Genomic DNA, 15496 nt, shown 5'->3' with positions numbered 1-15496 from the left:
GGGTCGAGCGCCACTGGGCCGTGGGGACGGGCCCTGTCAGTAGTTGCCGAGACCGCCGCACACGTTCAGCGCCTGCGCGGTGACGGCCTGCGCGTCGTCGCCCACGAGGTACTCGACCATCGCCGCCACCTCACGGACGGTCACGTAACGGCCCATCGGCACGCGGGTGGTGATGCGGTCGAAGGCCTCCTGCTCCGTGACGCCCCAGGCGGCGGCGTACCCCTCGCGCACGCGCTGTGCCATGGGCGTCTCCACGAAACCGGGGCAGACGGCGTTGACCGTGATGCCGGTCTTCGCCAGCTCCAGTCCGAGCGCCTTGGAGAAGCCCACCACGCCGTGCTTCGAGGCCGAGTAGGGAGCGGCGAGCACCACGCCCTGCTTGCCGCCGGTCGAGGCGATGTTGACGATCCGCCCGTGACCCGCCTCACGCATGCCGCCGGTGGTGAGGACCTCCTTGGTCACCCGGAAGACACTGGTCAGGTTGGTCTCGATGACGTCCGTCCACAGCTCGTCGTCCAGCTCCGCGGTGACTCCACCGCCGCTGCGGCCCGCGTTGTTCACCAGGATCCGCACCGGGCCGTGCTCCTCGGCCACCGTGCGCACCAGGTCCCGTATCTGCGCCGGGTCGCGGACGTCGCACACCGAGCCGGTGACCGGCAGGCCCTCGTCGGCCAGTTCCTTCACCGTGGCGTTCACCGTCTCCTCGTGCCTGCCGCACAGATGCACCGGCGTACCGGCGCCGGCCAGCCGCCGCACGATCTCCAGGCCGATGCCGCTCGTTCCGCCCGTCACGAGCGCGATCCGCTGGTTGCCGTCCCTCTCGGTCATGCCTTCTCCTCACGTCGTGCCCACGAGCAGGCGGCGGGTCCTCCTGCCCGCCGAGGTGTGACTGTGCCACCGCCGCCGAGGCCGCGGGCCGTGCGTGGACCCGCCCTGGACGGCACGTCCGCCCCGGCGCGATCCGGTCCCCAGCCGTATTTGAGCGTCCCTGCCTACCGTTCGGGCCATGAAGGCACTGGTCCTGTCCGGGGGAGCGGGCACCCGCCTGCGCCCCTTCACCCACACCTCGCCCAAGCAGCTGGTGCCGGTGGCGAACAAACCCGTTCTCTACTACGTCCTGGAGGCGGTCGCCGAGGCCGGGATCACCGAGGTCGGCGTGGTGGTGGGGGACACCGCCGAGGAGATCTGCGCCGCGGTCGGCGACGGCTCGCGGTTCGGCCTCGACGTGACCTACCTGCCTCAGCACGCGCCCCTGGGGCTCTCGCACGCCGTGCTCATCGCCCGGGACTTCCTCGGCGACGACGACTTCGTGATGTATCTCGGCGACAACTTCCTGGTGGGCGGCATCGCCCCGCTCGTGGAGCAGTTCACCGCCGAGCGCCCCGACGCGCAGATCCTGCTCACCCGGGTCTCGGACCCGACCGCGTTCGGCGTCGCCGAACTCGACGCCCACGGGCGGGTGGTGGGGCTGGAGGAGAAGCCGGCCAAGCCCAAGAGCGACCTCGCGCTGGTCGGCGTCTACCTGTTCTCGCCCGCCGTCCACGAGGCCGTGCGGGCCATCCGTCCCTCCGCCCGCGGCGAGCTGGAGATCACCGACGCCATCCAGTGGCTCATCGACACCCGGCACGACGTCCGCTCGACCACCGTCAGCGGCTACTGGAAGGACACCGGGAACGTCGCCGACATGCTCGAGGCCAACCGCTCGGTGCTGGACGGCATCGGTGCGGGCGTCGAGGGCTCCGTCGACGCCGCCAGCGAACTCGTCGGCCGGGTCCGCGTCGAGGCCGGCGCCGAAGTGCGCGGCTCACGCATCGTCGGGCCCGCCGTGATCGGCGCCGGCAGCGTGATCAGCGGCTCCTACGTCGGCCCCTACACCTCCATCGCCGAGAACTGCCGCATCGAGGACAGCGAGATCGAGTTCTCCATCGTGCTGCAGGACTCCCGGCTGGACGGAGTGCGCCGCGTGCAGGCCTCGCTCATCGGCCGGAACGTCACGGTGACCCCCGCGCCGCACACCCCGAGGGCCCACCGGCTCATCCTCGGCGACCACAGCAAGGTGCAGATCTTCTCCTGACCCCGGAGGTTCCCGATGAAGAAGCCGACGTCCCTGCCGGGCACACCGATACCCCGGACGTTCTCCACCCCCACCGCGACCGTGCGGGAGCTGGCGGTCTCCGGCGCCTACGTGTTCACCCCGCGGGTGCACCGCGACCGCCGGGGCGTGTTCGTCTCCCCGCTGCAGGAGGAGGCGTTCACGGCGGCCGTGGGCCACGGCCCGACAGTGGTGCAGACGAACCACACCCGATCCGCCCGGGGGGTGCTGCGCGGAGTGCACTTCACCACCGCCCCGCCCGGCCAGGCCAAGTTCGTGCACTGCGCCCACGGCCGCGCCCGCGACGTGGTGGTGGACCTGCGGGTCGGGTCCCCGACGTTCGGCCGGTGGGACACCGTGGAGCTGGACACGCAGTCGTTCCGTTCGGTGTACCTGCCGGAGGGGGTGGGACACGCGTTCCTCGCCCTCGAGGACGACACCGTGATGTCGTACCTGGTGTCGACGCCGTACCGGGCCGAGCTGGAGCAGGCGCTGCACCCCCTCGACCCGGTGCTCGGGCTGCCGTGGCCGCCCGGAGCCGACTTCACCCTCTCGGACCGGGACGCCGCCGCCCCGACCCTCGCCGAGGCCCGGACGGCCGGGCTGCTGCCCCGCTACGAGGACTGCCCCGGCCTCGTCGCGGCGGCGCACGCGTGACCTGCCGGGCCGGCCCGTCTCAGGCCGCCGAGGCCGGCAGCGGCGCACGCGCGGCGGCGGGGCGGGCCGGCAGGAATCCCAGCAGCGTCAGCAGGCTGCGGGCCTCCACGTTCAGCTGGCTGCCGTGCCGGACGAAGTCGATCAGCTGACGCAGCGTCATCCACGTGTAGTCGGGCGGCACGTCCAGCGGGAAGTCCTCGTCCACCTCGACGATCATGTAGCGGCTGCGGGCGTGGTGGAAACGTCCGCCCTCCTCGGACTGCAGCGCGTCGTACCGGACGCGTTCCGGTGCCGCGCCCAGCACCTCGTCCAGGAACGGCGGCCGGGGACCGGGCAGCGGCGCGCCGAGCACGCCCGGGGTGTAGTCGGCGGGCTGGCACTGCACGGTGGGCGCCATCTCGATGCGGTCCAGCGCGCCGGTCTCGATGCGGGCCTGCACCAGCAGATGCAGCACGCCGTCCACCCGGCGGGCGAGGAAGGCGATCACCCCGCGGCTGCTGGGCGCGAACATCGGCTGGGACCAGCCGGTGACCTCGCGGTTGGACGCCTCCACCCGCACGCCCAGGACGGTGAAGTGCCGCCCGTCGTCGTGGGCGATCACACCGTCACGCAGCGACCAGCGCGCCGTGGCGGCCAGCGGGATCAGCCGGCGCTCCAGGGTGCAGCGGTCCTTCGCATCCGTGAACCAGCTCAGCAGCTCCGCGGTGTCGTGCAGGGCCCGCCCGCCGGGCTGCCAGGAGGCGGCGAGCGCGGCCGGGAAGGCGTCCCCGTCCGGCGCGGGCGGACGGCGCAGCCCCGCCGCGCCGGACAGCACGGTCCGGGTGTCCATGTTCACCAGGTCGTCCGTCTGCAGCAGCTCGGCGATCTGGTCGAAGCTCAGCCAGCAGAAGTCCTCGTGGACCGGCACGTCCTCCTGGGTCCGCACGATCATGTTGCGGTTGCGCTTGGCGAAGAACCAGGACGCCTGCTCCGACTGGAGGGCGTCGAACAGCACCCGGCCGCCGCGCGGCGCCACGAAGTGCTCCAGGTACGGCACCGGCCGGCCGCCGTGCACCCGTGTGTAGTTGCTCTTGGTGGCCTGCACGGTCGGCGACAGCTGCACCAGGTTGACGTTGCCCGGCTCCATCTTGGCCTGGAGCAGACAGTGCGGGACGCCGCCGAACTCCTTGACCAGGATGCCCAGCACGCCGTGCTCGGGCTGCACGATGATGGGCTGCTGCCAGGCGTCCACACCGCGGCCCGCCCGGCGGACGTCGAGGCCCCGCACGGAGAAGAAGCGTCCGGTGCGGTGCACCAGATCCCCCGTCCCCTCCTGCAGCGACCAGCCGTCCAGCCGGTCCAGGGGTGTTCGGGTGACCTTGTACGCGTGTGCCTGGCGCCGCTGGGCGAACCACCGGTGGAACTCCGCTGTGTCGGAGAACATGGCTCGGACTCCTGCCGGTCGGGACGAGGGCGGGGGAGGGGCGCGCGTGCCGGGCCGGGGACACGGCCGCGCACCGGGCAATCTCGCCGAGCCCTCTCGATCCCTCCTCGACTGGGGGTCGAGACGGCCCCACCAGGCTCGAAGCCCCCGCAGCAGACTGGAGGCGCCATGGGTGCGCGACACACCGCGGTACGGTCCGGCCCCGCGTCCCGGAGGCGCCGGTGAGCGCCGCGCGGCCGCTGCGCTTCGGGGTGCTCGGCTGCGCGGGCATCGCGCGCCGGCGGATGATCCCCGCCATGGCCGCCGCCCGCGACGTCGAACTCGTCGCCGTGGCCTCCCGGTCGGGCGCGCGCGCCGCCGACACCGCCGCCCGCCACGGCGCCCGCCCGGTGACCGGGTACGCGGCGCTGTTGAGGGACCCCTCGGTCGACGCCGTCTACGTCCCGCTGCCCGCCGCGCTGCACGCCGAGTGGGTGGCGGCCGCCCTGGCCGCCGGCAAGCACGTGCTGGCCGAGAAGCCGCTGACCTGCGATCCGGCGCAGACGCGTGCGCTGCTCGCCGGGGCGCGGCGCCGGGGGCTGGTGCTGCGCGAGAACGTGATGTTCGTCCACCACGGGCAGCACGCCGTGGTGCGCAAGCTGATCGCCGACGGGGAGATCGGCGAACTGCGCTCGCTGCGGGCCCAGTTCGGTGTCCCGGCGCTTCCCGCGGACGACATCCGTCACGATCCGGAGCTGGGCGGCGGGGCGCTGGCCGACATCGGCCTGTACCCGGTGCGGGCGGCGGTGCACCTGCTGGGCACCGGCCTGGCCGTGGCCGGCGCGGTGCTCTCCCGCGGCGCGGGGCACCGGGTGGAGACCGCGGGCGCCGCGCTGCTGCGGCGTGCCGACGGCGTCACGGCGCAGCTGACCTTCGGCATGGACCACGGTTACCGGTCGTGCTACGAGGTGTGGGGCAGCCGGGGCCGCGTCACCGTCGACCGGGCCTTCACCCCGCCCGCCGACCACCGCCCCGCGCTCGTCGTGGAGGGCGAACGGGGCAACCGCACGTTCCGGCTGCCCGCCGAGGACCAGGTGGCGGCGGTGCTGAGCGACTTCGCCCGGGCGGTGCGCTCGGGGGAGACGACCGCGCCCGACGAGGCCGCCACGCTCGCCCAGGCGGACCTGCTGCACGCGATCCGAGCGACCGCGCAGGACGGCCGGGCGCGGGCCTCGGACGCCGGTCAGGCCGCGGACGGCCGTGCCGTCGACGGTTCCCACCAGCGGCGGTTGTCCCGGTACCAGGCCACCGTCCCGGCCAGCCCGGCCGCGAAGTCCGTCCGCGGCCGGTAGCCCAGCTGCTCGGTGATCTTGCGGCAGTCCACCGAGTAACGCCGGTCGTGGCCCTTGCGGTCCGCGACGTGGTCCACCCGCGACCAGTCCGCGCCGCAGGCGTCCAGCAGCAGCGCGGTCAGCTCCCGGTTGGTCAGTTCGGTGCCGCCGCCGATGTTGTAGATCTCACCGGGCCTGCCGTGGGCGCGGACCAGTTCGATGCCGCGGACGTGGTCGTCCACGTGCAGCCAGTCGCGGACGTTGCCGCCGTCGCCGTAGAGCGGCACCCGGCCGCCGTCCAGCAGCCGGGTGACGAACAGCGGGATGAGCTTCTCGGGGAACTGGTAGGGCCCGTAGTTGTTGGAGCAGCGCGTCACCCGGACGTCCAGGCCGTGGGTGCGGTGATGGGCGAGCGCGATCAGGTCGCCGGCCGCCTTGGACGCCGAGTACGGGGAGTTCGGGGCGAGCGGGTGGGTCTCCGGCCAGGATCCCGACTCGATCGAGCCGTACACCTCGTCGGTGGAGATGTGCACGAACGTGATCGGCGCGTGCCGTACCGCCGCGTCCAGCAGCGTCTGGGTGCCGCCGGCGTTGGTGCGCACGAAGTCGCCGGCCCGGTGGATGGAGCGGTCCACGTGCGACTCGGCGGCGAAGTGCACGATCTGGTCGTGCCGTGCCACCAGACGGTCGACCAGCGGGGCGTCGCAGATGTCCCCGTGCACGAAGGCGAACCGGGCGTCGTCGCGCACCGGTTCGAGGTTGGCCGGGTTGCCCGCGTAGGTCAGCTTGTCCAGGACGGTCACGGTCACGTCCGGGTCGCCGCCGGGGCCGAGCAGGGTGCGCACGTAGTGGGAGCCGATGAAGCCGGCCCCGCCGGTCACCAGGATGCGGGTGGTCGTCATGCGTTCTCCAGGCAGGGGCGGCGTCGGGACGTCCCGGGCGGCGCCGGGGGTCCGGGCCGTCCGGCAGCCGCGATTGTGCTGAAGCCGGCTCGAGGAACGGTCGACGGCGCGGGGTTCCGGCGCGGGTTCTCGAGCGATCCTCGAGCGAGGTCCCGGCACGCCGTGCCGGGCATGGGGGATCATCGGCGGGGGTGTACCCGCATCCGCCGACGCCGCGCCGCCTCGCGACGCGCGGCCGGCGGTCCGGAACCATGGGGAGAGAGAGTCCGAACGCATGGAGTGGATGACACCGCGGCAGGCCGCGCGACTGGCGTGCTGCGCGGCCGTGTTCGAACCGGGGGACCCGGCCCGCACGGGCCGGATCGCCTTCTGGGACCCCGACGGCGGCACCCCGCCCGCTGCGCCGGGCGGCGAGCCCGGTGAGGCCGACCTCGTGGTCCCCGACGGCGACGGCTTCACCGTCCGGACCGTGCCCGTCCTGCGCCTGACCCCGGCCGGCGCCCTGCCCGCCCTCCTCCATGCCCGCCGCGCGACCGTCACCACGGCCGCCGGGCCGACCGCGCCCACCGGGCCGACCGCGCCCACCGGGCCGACCGCGTCCGCAGCACCGGCCGCCACCGCTGTCGCCGCGCCGACCACGGCCGGCACCCAGCCCGCCGGATCGCCCACGCACGCCACGGCCGCCACCGCCGACGCCCCCGACCCCGCAGCCGCCCCCCACCCCGCCGCCGCCTTCTGGGGCGCCGTCACCGCCCTCGCCCTGCACCTGACCGCCCGCGAGCGCCTCCTGCCCGGCGTCTCCCCGGCCGGCTACGACACCTGGCGGGCGGGCCCGTTCGACGCCGACGACATCGCCCGCGTCCGCGCGCTCGCCGACGCCGCCCCCGGCGAGGCCGTCGCCGTCCCCGGCACCGACCCGGCCACGCTCGTACGCGCCTTCCTGGACGCCGTCGCCGACACCCTCCCGCGCACCCCCGCCGCCGAACTCGCCACCGGACGCGCGGCGTTCGCCGCGAGCGCCCCCCAGCACGTGCCCCGACTGCGCGCCTGGGCCGAGGAGATCTCCGCCGGACTCGACTCCGGCGTGAGGATGTCCCTGCGCGTCGAACTCACCGACGCCACCGGGGCGGACACCCGGCCGCCCCGCCCGCGCCTGGTACCCCGCGCCCACAGCCTCGCCGACCCCACCCTGGCCCTGGACGCCGACGACCTGTTCGCCCGCGCCGACCACGGCCTCGGTCCGCGCGCCCAGGCCGACATGGTCCTCGCCGTCCGCCGCGCCCAGGCCGTGTGGCAGCCGCTGGAGCGCCTGCTGCCCGTGCCCACCGCCCTGGACCTGACCGACGAGGAACTGCGCGACCTGCTCGGCGGCGCGGCGGGCCGGCTGGCGGGGCACGGCATCGACGTCACCTGGCCGGAGACGTCCACCGGTGCGCTCACCGCCCGCGCGGTGGCCGGCGCCGACCGGACCCCGCCCGCCGACCTGCGCTCCTTCTTCGGCGGCGACGGCACCGTCGACCTGAGCTGGCGCCTCGAACTGGACGGCGAACCCCTCACCGACGACGAGGCGGCCACCCTCGCCGACGGCGGTGCCGTCGTCCGGCTGCGCGGCCGCTGGATCCTCGTCGACGCCGGCATCGCCCGCAAGGCCCGCGACCGCCGGCTGCCGCCGCTCACCGCGATCGAAGGGCTGGCCGTCGCCCTCACCGGCCACACCGACATCGCCGGCGAACGGGTACGGGTGGCGCCCAGCGCCTGGCTGGACGCCCTGCGCCGCGCCCTCGCCGACCCCGACGGCGGCGACCGGCCGGTGGACCAGCCCGCCCGCCTGACCGCCACCCTGCGCGACTACCAGCTGCGCGGACTGCGCTGGATGGACCGCATGACCTCCCTCGGCCTCGGCGGCTGCCTCGCCGACGACATGGGCCTGGGCAAGACGATCCAGCTGATCTCGCTGCACCTGCTGCGCCAGGAACGCCCCGAGGACCGCGGCCCCACCCTCGTGGTCTGCCCCGCCTCCCTGCTGGGCAACTGGGAACGCGAGGTGGGCCGCTTCGCCCCGGGCACCCCGGTGCGCCGCTACCACGGCCCCGGCCGCACCCTGGACGGCGCCGGCGAGGGCTTCGTCCTCACCACCTACGGCACCATGCGCCTGGACGCCGCCCGGCTCGGCGCGCACCCCTGGGGCCTGGTCGTCGCCGACGAGGCCCAGCACGTGAAGAACCCCCACTCCTCCACCGCCAAGGCCCTGCGGCAGATCGGCGCCCGCGCCCGCATCGCCCTCACCGGCACCCCGGTGGAGAACAACCTCTCCGAACTCTGGGCGATCCTCGACTGGACCACGCCCGGACTCCTGGGCACGCACGGCGCGTTCCGCAAACGCTGGATCGCTCCCGTCGAGGCCGAACGCGTCCTCGCCGCCAACGGTGACGGCGAACAGCACACCGCCCGCCTCCTGTCGGAGCTGGTACGGCCCTTCCTGCTGCGCCGCCGCAAGACCGACCCGGGCATCGCACCCGAACTGCCGCCCAAGACCGAGACGGACCGGCCGGTCGCGCTCACCACCGAACAGGAGACCCTCTACCGCAAGCAGGTGGAGACGGTGATGGGCGAGATCCGCGCCGGCGCGGGCGGCATCGCCCGCAGCGGCCTGGTGCTGAAGCTGCTCACCGGCCTGAAGCAGATCTGCAACCACCCTGCCCAGTTCCTCAAGGAGGACCAGACCCCGCTCACCGGACGTTCCGGGAAACTCGAACTGCTCGACGAACTCCTCGCCACCATCACCGCCGAGGGCGGCGCCGCCCTGGTCTTCACCCAGTACGTCACCATGGCCCGCCTCCTCGAACGCCACCTGCGCGACCGCGGCACCCCCGCCGCCCTCCTGCACGGCGGCACCCCGGTGGCCAAGCGGGAGGAACTCGTACGGCGTTTCCAGGACGGCGAGTTCCCCGTCTTCCTGCTGTCGCTGAAGGCGGCCGGCACCGGTCTGAACCTCACCCGCGCCGACCACGTCGTGCACTACGACCGCTGGTGGAACCCGGCGGTCGAGGCGCAGGCCACCGACCGCGCCCACCGCATCGGCCAGACCCGGCCCGTCCAGGTGCACCGGCTGATCGCCGAGGGCACCGTCGAGGACCGCATCGCGGCCCTGCTGGAGGCGAAGAAGGAACTGGCCGACGCCGTCCTCGGCTCCGGCGAGCAGGCCCTGACCGAGCTGAACAACGACGAGCTGGCCAACCTGGTGGAACTGAGGAGCATGGCATGAGCGAGGCACAGGGCAGCGGCGCACGGGGCTTCCCCGCCTTCCCGGCACGCCGGGGCGGCAGGGCCCGCGGCCAGTCCTTCTGGGCCGCGCAGTGGGCCGAGGCCGTGGAGGACGTCTGGCCGGAGGAGGGCCCCCTGAAGAAGGGGCGCTCCTTCGCCCGCACCGGCCGCATCGGCCCGATCACGGTCAGCCCCGGCCGGGTGGCCGCGGAGGTGTACGGGGGAGAGGAGACGTGCACGACGCGGCTGACGCTGACCGTGCTGGACGACGACGAGTGGGACCTGCTCTGGGAGAAGACCGCCGACCGCCCGGCCGAGACCGAGGCGCTGCTGGCCGGCGACCTCCCCGAGGACCTGCTGGAGGCCGTCGAGGACGCCCGGGTGCGCATGCTGCCCGGCTACGGCGACCTCGACGCCGACTGCGACTGCGACGCCCTCGACCACCCCTGCCCGCACGCCACCGCCCTCGCCTACCAGCTGTCCTGGCTGCTGGACTCCGACCCCTGGCTGCTGCTCCTGATCCGCGGCCGCGCCGCCGAGGAGGCGGTGGAGGAGCTCAAGTCGGCGCTGCTGCTGCGGGCGTTGGCCGGCGACGAGGAGGAGGACGAGACGTACGAGGAGGAGACTGGGGACGAGACCGCGGCCGGGACGGCGGAGGAGCCCGACGACAGCCTCCAGCGCGCCGCCTACTCCCGCCCCGCCGCCCCCCTGCCCGCCCTGCCGCCGCTGCCCGAACCGCCCGCCGCACCCGAGGAGCCGCTGACCGGCATCGAGGCCGACCCGCTGGACCGCCTCGCCGCGGACGCGGCCCTGCGCGCCCGCGAACTCCTCGTCCACGCCCACGGGTTCGGCGCCGCGCCGCCGGAACCGCTGGACGTCTGGCAGGACACGGTCCGTCTGGCGGCCACCCACCCCGACCCGCGCGTGGCGGAGCGGCTCCGCACCGGCTGCGGCCGCCCCGGCGAGGACCTCGACCGTGCCGCCGCCGCATGGCGCACCGGCGGCCGGGCCGCCCTGGACGTCCTGGAACACCCCTGGACCCCGCCCGAGCAGCAGACCGCCCGCGCCCGCACCGCGCTGGCCACGGCCTGGGAGGCGGAGGAACTCCCCCCGGTCACCGTCGACGGCAACCACTGGACGCTCACCGGCCGGGACCTCCAGCTCCGCCTCGGCCGCGACGGCCGCTGGTACCCCTACCGCCGCCGCGACGGCCTGTGGTGGCCGGCCGGCCCCCCGTCCACCGACCCGGCCGAGGCCCTCGCCGACCTGACCGGCCTGGCGGGCGACATGTGAGGCGACCCGCCCGGCCCGGGCCCGGTACGGCACGCACCGCGCGTGCCGCACCGGGCCCGTCGTCGTACAAGGACGGGTGCACTGCCGCTCCAACCGGGCTCCAGCCCGGCCCTTCACCCTCGGAGGCCAGGAGGGCACAGGCACGAGCGGACCGCCCTCACGCCGGCCGCCCGGCCGCGACCGCGGCGTGCACGACCGCCTACCAAGGAGAACCGACATGCCCAACGCCCAGGCCATCAAGGCGTTCCTCGTCGAGGAGTTCCTGCCGGACGTGCCCGCGGCGCAGCTCGACGACCACTACGACCTGCTGGAGAACGGAGTCATCGACAGCCTCGGGCTGCTGAAGGTGATCGCCTGGCTGGAGGACCGGTACGGCATCAACACCGACGAGGTCGACCTCGCGCCGGAGTCGTTCCGGTCGGTCGCCGCCATCGAGGAGTTCGCCGCGGCCGCCTCCGGCACCACGGCCGAGGCCGCGTAGCGATGCACAACGCCGTCAGCGCGCTGATCGCCCGTGACCGGCCCGTGGAGCGGGAGGCGTTCCACTCCCTGTGGGACGCCCTCCGCGACGGCCGGCTGCGCCGGGGCGAGAGCGCGGCGCTCCTGGCATCGCTGTCCACCCGGACGCCCGACCGCGCGACGCTGACCGCCCTGCTGGAGTCGCTCGCGGAACGCCGGCCTCCGGCGGGCGGGGCGTTCACCGGCGCCGTGAACATCGTCGGCACCGGAGGCGGGCCTCCCACCCTCAATCTGTCCACCGCCGCGGCCTTCGTCGCCGCCGCGGCGGGCACCCCGGTGGTCAAGAGCGGCTCGCGCGCACACACCTCCCGGATGGGCTCCGTCGACCTGCTGCAGCAGCTCGGTGTCGCACCGACCTCGTCCCACGAGGAGACGCACGAGACACTGGGACGCTTCGGCCTGGCGTTCACCGGCCCCCACGTCTACCCGGCCGAGATCGCGCTGCTGGCCCGCAGCGTGCTGCCGCTGGACTTCCGGCCGCTGGGCCGGTTCGTCAACACCTTCGGGCCGTTCCTCGCCGACGTGCCGGCCGACGCGCAGCTCACCGGTGTCTCCGACGCCCGGCTGGTCACCGGGGTGCGGCAGGCGGCCGAGCACGTCTCGCGCCGCACCGGCCGCACGGTGTGGCTGTGCACCAACGACCCCGGGGCCGACGAACTGCTCGGCTTCACGCCCAACCTCGTGCGCACCTACGTGGACGGCGCCGAGGACGACTTCGTCCTCGAGCCCGCCCGTTTCGGCTGTCGCCCGGGCGCCCTCGCCGACCTGGCCCCCGGCGCCGACCCCGTCGCCGGGTTCCGGGAGCTGCTGGCGGGCGAGGGCCACCCCGCCGCACAGGACACCGTGTGCCTCAACGCCGCCGCCCTGTCGGTCGCCGCCCGGGTCACCGGTGACTGGCACGAGGCCGTCCGTGCCGCCCGCGCCGCCATCGGCGACGGATCCGCCCTGGCCCTGGTGGACCGCCTGCGCAGTCGCGCCGCGGTCGCCCTCTGAGCCCCTCTTCCGCTCACGCGCCCCCGCCGGCATCACCGTATGGAAGGAGACGAAGCATGATCGTCCGCAAGCTGGAAGACGTCACCTGTGTCGAGTGGGGCAACGGCCTCAGCCGCCGTTTCCTCACCGAGGCCGACGGCGTCGGCTACACCGTCACGGACACCACCGTGCGGGCGGGCACCAAGTCCCGCCTGGAGTACCGCAACCACCTGGAGAGCTGCTACTGCATCGAGGGCAGTGGCGAAGTCGTCGACGGTGACGGCCTCTCCCACCCGATCACCCCCGGCACGCTCTACGCCCTCGACCGGCACGACGCCCACTGGCTGGTGGCCTCCCCGCACGAGGACCTGCGCCTGGTGTGCGTGTTCACCCCGGCGCTGCGCGGTGACGAGATCCACGACCTCGACTCCGCCGAGTACTCGCACTACTGACCGGGCCGCACCCCGCCGGAGGGCACGCCGTCCAGCGGCTCTCGACGTGCCCTCCAGCGGACACCCACAGCCTGGCAAGCACTCAAGTGACTTCGACTGCCCCTCGGCGACCGCCGGGGATCCGACACAAGTGGAGCAGGCATGACAGTTCTCGTGACAGGAGCGACCGGAGCCGTCGGCCGCCATGTGGTCGACGGACTCGTGGCCGCCGGCGCCCGGGTGCGGGCGCTGACCCGCGACCCGGCCGCCGCCGGGCTCCCGCCGGGGGTGGAGGTGTTCCAGGGCGACCTCGAGCAGCCGCAGACCCTGACGGCGGCCCTGGAGGGAGCGGAGAAGCTGTACCTCTTCCCGGTGCCCGGCACGGCCCGCGAGGTCGTCGCGCTGGCGAAGGAGGCCGGCGTGCGCCGCATCGTCGTGCTCTCCTCCTCGTCGGTGCTGGACACCTCAGGGACCAACCACAGCGGTGAGCACCACCGCGCCGTGGAGCGGGCCGTGGAGGAGTCCGGCATCGAGCACACGTTCGTGCGCCCGGACGAGTTCGCCACCAACGTGCTGTGGAAGTGGGGACACTCGATCCGTACGGAGGACCTCGTCCGCGCCCCCTACGGCAACGCCCCGCGCGTGTTGATCCACGAGGCGGACGTCGCCGCCGTGGCCGTGACCGCGCTGCTCGAGGACGGGCACGCCGGACAGGCGTACGTGCTGACCGGGCCCGAGGCCGTCACCCAGGCCGACCAGGTCCGGGCCATCGCCGAAGCGGTCGGCCGTCCGGTCGTCTTCGAGGAGATCACCCCGGACCAGGCCCGTGAACAGATGGGCCACGTCATGCCGCCGCCGGTCGTCGAGATGGTCCTGGGCTATCTCGCCGACGCGGTCGACCACCCGCCCGTCCCGGTCGACACCGTCGAGAAGGTCACCGGGCGCCCCGCGCGGACCTTCGCCCGCTGGGCCGCCGACCACGCCGCGGACTTCGCCCGCACGAGCGAGGCTGTGGCTGCCGTATGACCGTCCACTCCGAAGCCTCCCTCGTCAACGCGCGGGTCACCATGACCGGAAGCGGCGAGCCCGAGCAGAACCTCGTCGCCGTCCGGGACGCCCGGCCGTCGGCCGGCCCCGGCAAGGTCGTGGTCCGCGTCGAGGCCGCCGGCGTCTCCTACGCCGAGGTGCAGATGCTCCAGCACCTGCACCCCTTCCCGCCCAAGTTCCCCTTCGTGCCGGGCTACGACCTCGTCGGACGGGTCGTCGAGACCGGCCCCGGCGTCACCGGCCTGAGCCCCGGGGACCGCGTCGCCGCCATGCCCCGCCAGGGCGCCTGGCAGGAGTACGTCGAACTGCCCGCGAAACACCTCGCCGCGGCGCCCGAGCACCTCGACCCCGCCGTCGCCGTCTCACTGATCACCAACGGGGTCACCGCCCACCAGATGCTGCACCGCCTCGCCTCGCTCCAGCCGGGCGACACCGTGCTGGTGCACGGTGCGAGCGGCGGCGTGGGAACGCTGCTCACCCAGCTCGCCGTCCACCACGGGCTGCGGGTCATCGGCACCGCCTCGCCCGCCAAGCACCCGGCGGTCCGGGCCCTCGGCGCCGAACCCGTCGACTACCGTCTGCCCGACTTCGCCGGCGCGGTGCGGGAGCTGGCCCCGCAGGGCGTGCAGGCCGTCTTCGACCACATCGGCGGGCGCGGCCTCGACGTCGGCTGGGACCTCCTCGCCGACGGCGGCACGCTGGTCTCGTTCGACTCCTCCGTCGCCGGACACCGGCCCGGCCAGTGGTTCCGCCCGCACGTGCCGGCCCTGCGCCGCACGGTCGCCCGCTGGTTCGCCCGCAAGCTCGGACTCACCCGCGGCCGCCGCCAGACCATGTACTACGTCAAACCCGGCGCGAAGTTCCGGGCCGACCTGACAGCCCTCTACCGGCTGGTCGACGAGGGCGTGCTGCGCCCGGAGATCGCGGGCCGCCACCGTCTGGACGAGGCTCCCGCAGCCCTCCGCGCCCTGCTGGACGGCGCCACCGTCGGCAAGCACGTCCTGATCCCCTCGCACCGGTAAGGAAGAGATCCCCGCCATGACCGCAACGCTCACCGGCACCACCGTGCAGGAACGCAACAAGCAGATCGCGCTCGACTGCGCCGCCGCCTGGAACCGCTGGGACGTGGACGGCGTCATCGCGCACTGGTCCCCGGACGTCCGGCACTTCTCCGAGGACCGCCAGGTCGACACCGAGCAGATGATCGCCGCCATGCGCGGCGGGCTCGCCGCCTTCCCCGACCTCCACCTGGACGTCAGGAGCGCCGTCGCCGAGGGCGACCGGGTCATCCTGCGCATCTCCGTGACGGCCACGCACCTGGGCGACTTCTTCGGCAAGGCCCCGACCGGCAAGAAGGTCCGCTGGTTCATGCTCGAGGAACTGCGCTTCGACGACGCCGGCCGCATCACCGAGCACTACGACGTCTTCAACTACCTCCCGATGCTCAAGGAGCTGGGCTTCGTCGACCGCGGCGTGCTCGGGGGCTGACCACGCCTGCCGGGGCGGCCGGGCGGGGGGCGGGGGCCCCCCCCGGGGGGGCCCGCCCCCCGCCCGGCGCCCCCGCCGGCCCGGCACCAACCGGGGCC

Annotated in this window: 14 protein-coding genes; 11 read left to right on the top strand and 3 right to left on the bottom strand. The window is 74.4% G+C overall.

Annotation, left to right across the window (positions count from 1 at the left end; all coding sequences use genetic code 11):
- Nucleotides 1–36 precede the first annotated feature (36 nt).
- Nucleotides 37–828, bottom strand: coding sequence for an SDR family NAD(P)-dependent oxidoreductase (locus tag ACF1AG_RS32935; RefSeq protein ID WP_359605839.1), 792 nt, complete (start codon nucleotides 826–828; stop codon nucleotides 37–39).
- A 178-nt stretch (nucleotides 829–1006) separates the two neighbouring features.
- Here ACF1AG_RS32935 and ACF1AG_RS32930 point away from each other — a divergent pair, with 178 nt between their 5' ends.
- Together ACF1AG_RS32930 and ACF1AG_RS32925 are read left to right on the top strand one after the other, a co-directional pair.
- Nucleotides 1007–2074, top strand: a complete 1068-nt coding sequence (locus ACF1AG_RS32930; RefSeq protein ID WP_359605841.1) for a glucose-1-phosphate thymidylyltransferase — start codon at nucleotides 1007–1009, stop codon at nucleotides 2072–2074.
- A gap of 15 nt (nucleotides 2075–2089) precedes the next feature.
- Complete coding sequence (locus tag ACF1AG_RS32925) at nucleotides 2090–2749, top strand: dTDP-4-dehydrorhamnose 3,5-epimerase (protein WP_359605843.1); 660 nt, start codon at nucleotides 2090–2092, stop codon at nucleotides 2747–2749.
- A gap of 19 nt (nucleotides 2750–2768) precedes the next feature.
- Here the strand turns inward: ACF1AG_RS32925 and ACF1AG_RS32920 are convergent, their stop codons facing one another.
- Nucleotides 2769–4172, bottom strand: coding sequence for an NDP-hexose 2,3-dehydratase family protein (locus tag ACF1AG_RS32920; RefSeq protein ID WP_359605845.1), 1404 nt, complete (start codon nucleotides 4170–4172; stop codon nucleotides 2769–2771).
- A gap of 284 nt (nucleotides 4173–4456) precedes the next feature.
- On the opposite strand from ACF1AG_RS32920, the gene ACF1AG_RS32915 reads away from it, so the two are divergent.
- On the top strand, nucleotides 4457–5503 hold the full coding sequence (locus ACF1AG_RS32915; protein WP_387798889.1) for a Gfo/Idh/MocA family protein: 1047 nt from the start codon (nucleotides 4457–4459) through the stop codon (nucleotides 5501–5503).
- On the opposite strand, the gene rfbB is transcribed toward ACF1AG_RS32915, so the two are convergent.
- Complete coding sequence (rfbB, locus tag ACF1AG_RS32910; RefSeq protein WP_359605849.1) at nucleotides 5395–6384, bottom strand: dTDP-glucose 4,6-dehydratase; 990 nt, start codon at nucleotides 6382–6384, stop codon at nucleotides 5395–5397. The two genes, ACF1AG_RS32915 and rfbB, sit on opposite strands and share 109 nt — an antisense overlap.
- A gap of 274 nt (nucleotides 6385–6658) precedes the next feature.
- Here rfbB and ACF1AG_RS32905 point away from each other — a divergent pair, with 274 nt between their 5' ends.
- The 8 genes from ACF1AG_RS32905 to ACF1AG_RS32870 all read left to right on the top strand — a co-directional run bounded on the left by ACF1AG_RS32905 (nucleotide 6659) and on the right by ACF1AG_RS32870 (nucleotide 15398).
- A complete protein-coding gene (locus ACF1AG_RS32905; protein ID WP_391810913.1) occupies nucleotides 6659–9649 on the top strand; it encodes a DEAD/DEAH box helicase in 2991 nt (996 codons plus the stop codon).
- Complete coding sequence (locus ACF1AG_RS32900) at nucleotides 9646–10941, top strand: hypothetical protein (RefSeq protein WP_391810912.1); 1296 nt, start codon at nucleotides 9646–9648, stop codon at nucleotides 10939–10941. Before ACF1AG_RS32905 ends, ACF1AG_RS32900 begins: the two co-directional genes overlap by 4 nt.
- A 217-nt stretch (nucleotides 10942–11158) precedes the next feature.
- Nucleotides 11159–11422 (top strand): acyl carrier protein, encoded by a 264-nt coding sequence (locus ACF1AG_RS32895; protein WP_359605855.1) that lies wholly within the window; start codon nucleotides 11159–11161, stop codon nucleotides 11420–11422.
- 2 nt (nucleotides 11423–11424) lie between these two features.
- Entirely contained in the window at nucleotides 11425–12453 is a 1029-nt protein-coding gene (locus ACF1AG_RS32890) for an anthranilate phosphoribosyltransferase (protein WP_391810911.1), read from the top strand.
- A gap of 56 nt (nucleotides 12454–12509) precedes the next feature.
- Nucleotides 12510–12884 carry an ectoine synthase gene (locus tag ACF1AG_RS32885; protein ID WP_359605859.1) on the top strand — a complete coding sequence of 125 codons (375 nt, stop codon included), beginning with the start codon at nucleotides 12510–12512 and terminating at the stop codon, nucleotides 12882–12884.
- 141 nt (nucleotides 12885–13025) lie between these two features.
- Nucleotides 13026–13889: an NAD(P)H-binding protein gene (locus tag ACF1AG_RS32880; protein ID WP_359605861.1), complete on the top strand. Its 864-nt coding sequence runs from the start codon at nucleotides 13026–13028 to the stop codon at nucleotides 13887–13889.
- Nucleotides 13886–14932, top strand: a complete 1047-nt coding sequence (locus ACF1AG_RS32875) for a zinc-binding dehydrogenase (RefSeq protein ID WP_359752922.1) — start codon at nucleotides 13886–13888, stop codon at nucleotides 14930–14932. Before ACF1AG_RS32880 ends, ACF1AG_RS32875 begins: the two co-directional genes overlap by 4 nt.
- 16 nt (nucleotides 14933–14948) lie before the next feature.
- Nucleotides 14949–15398 carry an ester cyclase gene (locus tag ACF1AG_RS32870; protein ID WP_387798874.1) on the top strand — a complete coding sequence of 150 codons (450 nt, stop codon included), beginning with the start codon at nucleotides 14949–14951 and terminating at the stop codon, nucleotides 15396–15398.
- Nucleotides 15399–15496 lie beyond the last annotated feature (98 nt).

Origin of the sequence: Streptomyces sp. NPDC014764 (assembly GCF_043082785.1) — a bacterium.
In the GTDB taxonomy this organism is placed as follows: domain Bacteria; phylum Actinomycetota; class Actinomycetes; order Streptomycetales; family Streptomycetaceae; genus Streptomyces; species Streptomyces althioticus.
Note: the sequence above shows the minus strand (reverse complement) of the source record. Positions and strands in the feature narration are given on the sequence as shown.

Excerpts from the sequence above, each read along its gene's own strand:
- ACF1AG_RS32915 (WP_387798889.1), top strand. The coding sequence starts at position 4,457 with ATGATCCCCGCCATGGCCGCCGCCCGCGACGTCGAACTCGTCGCCGTG.
- ACF1AG_RS32890 (WP_391810911.1), top strand. The coding sequence starts at position 11,425 with ATGCACAACGCCGTCAGCGCGCTGATCGCCCGTGACCGGCCCGTGGAG.
- ACF1AG_RS32895 (WP_359605855.1), top strand. The coding sequence starts at position 11,159 with ATGCCCAACGCCCAGGCCATCAAGGCGTTCCTCGTCGAGGAGTTCCTG.
- ACF1AG_RS32880 (WP_359605861.1), top strand. The coding sequence starts at position 13,026 with ATGACAGTTCTCGTGACAGGAGCGACCGGAGCCGTCGGCCGCCATGTG.
- ACF1AG_RS32870 (WP_387798874.1), top strand. The coding sequence starts at position 14,949 with ATGACCGCAACGCTCACCGGCACCACCGTGCAGGAACGCAACAAGCAG.
- ACF1AG_RS32900 (WP_391810912.1), top strand. The coding sequence starts at position 9,646 with ATGAGCGAGGCACAGGGCAGCGGCGCACGGGGCTTCCCCGCCTTCCCG.
- ACF1AG_RS32905 (WP_391810913.1), top strand. The coding sequence starts at position 6,659 with ATGGAGTGGATGACACCGCGGCAGGCCGCGCGACTGGCGTGCTGCGCG.
- ACF1AG_RS32930 (WP_359605841.1), top strand. The coding sequence starts at position 1,007 with ATGAAGGCACTGGTCCTGTCCGGGGGAGCGGGCACCCGCCTGCGCCCC.
- ACF1AG_RS32875 (WP_359752922.1), top strand. The coding sequence starts at position 13,886 with ATGACCGTCCACTCCGAAGCCTCCCTCGTCAACGCGCGGGTCACCATG.
- ACF1AG_RS32885 (WP_359605859.1), top strand. The coding sequence starts at position 12,510 with ATGATCGTCCGCAAGCTGGAAGACGTCACCTGTGTCGAGTGGGGCAAC.
- ACF1AG_RS32925 (WP_359605843.1), top strand. The coding sequence starts at position 2,090 with ATGAAGAAGCCGACGTCCCTGCCGGGCACACCGATACCCCGGACGTTC.
- ACF1AG_RS32920 (WP_359605845.1), bottom strand. The coding sequence starts at position 4,172 with ATGTTCTCCGACACAGCGGAGTTCCACCGGTGGTTCGCCCAGCGGCGC.
- rfbB (WP_359605849.1), bottom strand. The coding sequence starts at position 6,384 with ATGACGACCACCCGCATCCTGGTGACCGGCGGGGCCGGCTTCATCGGC.
- ACF1AG_RS32935 (WP_359605839.1), bottom strand. The coding sequence starts at position 828 with ATGACCGAGAGGGACGGCAACCAGCGGATCGCGCTCGTGACGGGCGGA.